The organism is Neptuniibacter pectenicola (assembly GCF_001597735.1).
GTDB classification, from domain to species: domain Bacteria; phylum Pseudomonadota; class Gammaproteobacteria; order Pseudomonadales; family Balneatricaceae; genus Neptuniibacter; species Neptuniibacter pectenicola.
Map to the genome: position 1 here is coordinate 1 of NZ_LUTS01000039.1, position 1,396 is coordinate 1,396.

At 40.1% G+C, this 1,396-nt stretch carries 2 protein-coding genes; both read left to right on the plus strand.

Annotation, left to right across the window (positions count from 1 at the left end):
• Positions 1–209 (plus strand): hypothetical protein (locus A3773_RS18415; RefSeq protein WP_231902231.1); only part of this gene is annotated, 209 nt, incomplete at its 5' end.
• Between the two features lie 375 nt (positions 210–584).
• Complete coding sequence (locus A3773_RS16735; RefSeq protein WP_067988632.1) at positions 585–1,226, plus strand: hypothetical protein; 642 nt, start codon at positions 585–587, stop codon at positions 1,224–1,226.
• The last annotated feature ends 170 nt before the right edge of the window (positions 1,227–1,396 follow it).

The following is a 1,396-nucleotide window of genomic DNA, read 5'->3' on the forward strand; positions in this document are numbered from 1 at the left end:
GATATAAATCGCTATGGATGGTGACCTTCCTACAGAGGACTTTCACCTCATTAGTTCATGCCCATGCTGGGCGTACACAAAAAGCTGTAGCGGATCGTCGCTGCGCTCCTTCCACTAAGCTAAGCGTTAAGTGTCAGGGCAATAATGAAGTACTTATTAATCATGGGATATATCGCTGCAACAATAGCGATTATGGTCGGCGAGTATAAAGCAATTTTGAAAGGTCATGATTCTCTAACCCATCTTGTCCTGCTTGGGTTTCTAGTTTGGAACATTCTAGTTATGTATGGCTTTCTAAGACGAACAACTTGGTCCTTTAAAATAATTAAGATCGTTTCGTATTTTCAACTTTTTTTTGTTTTGATTGGTTTAGTAGCTTACGTAACTGATCTGGGCTATAGCATGAACTACAACGATCAAGACGTTACTTTACTAGGTTCGTCGGCCTTTATTCTTTGGGCCGTTATTAAACTAGTAGGTGTAAACAAGCACTATCAAACACTTAACAAGAAAAGTCATCCGACGCATACTGTGCGGCTGCTTTAGGCGTTAAGCCATTAATCTATATAACTAAGGAATTTTTAATGGGTAGAAAAATACTAATTATAATTGGTTTTATCATAGCTCTATCTGGATGCGATAACGCGGTAGATAAGGAAATAGGGTATGGCGTTATTGAGAATGGCGCCTATAAAAATAGTTATTTTGGGATGGATATAGCAGTACCTCAAGATTGGTCGGTGCAAAGTCAGGCCCAACTGGACGCACTTTCAAAAACTGGCTCGGAGTTAATAGCTGGAGATGATAAAAACTTAAAAAGTGTCATCAAGGCATCTCAGAAGCAAAGCTTGAACTTATTTGCATTTTTTAAGTACGAACAAGGCGCACCAGTTGATTTTAATCCAAGCCTAATGGCAGTTGCAGAGCGGGTGTCAGGTATGCCTGGAATTAAGCGGGGATCTGATTATCTGTTTCATACAAAAAAACTACTCCAATCCGGCCAAATGGTAACCGATTTTTCGAGAGAAAATTATACAACCGATCTTTCCGGTGTGTCGTTTGATGTGATGCCGCTTTCCATGAAGTTTAATGATGTATTGGTATATCAAGAATATTATGCCTCTAGATTCAAAGATTACGTTTTAGCTTTTGTAGTAACTTATACAAATGAATCTGAACTAGCAGAGCTAAATAGCCACTTAAAAAAGTTGAATTTTACTGAGTGATTGACTTTTGCTGGCTTAATCGGGTAGCCGAGGGTCTCTAACCCTCAGCCCCCACAGCACCCTGCATGCGGATCCGCACAGGGCGTTTCACTGAGAATGGTGAAGCTTGATCCATCCATCGCGCAATTCATAAAGCCCCTGAGATTTTAAGTAAGCATTGGATAATGCCT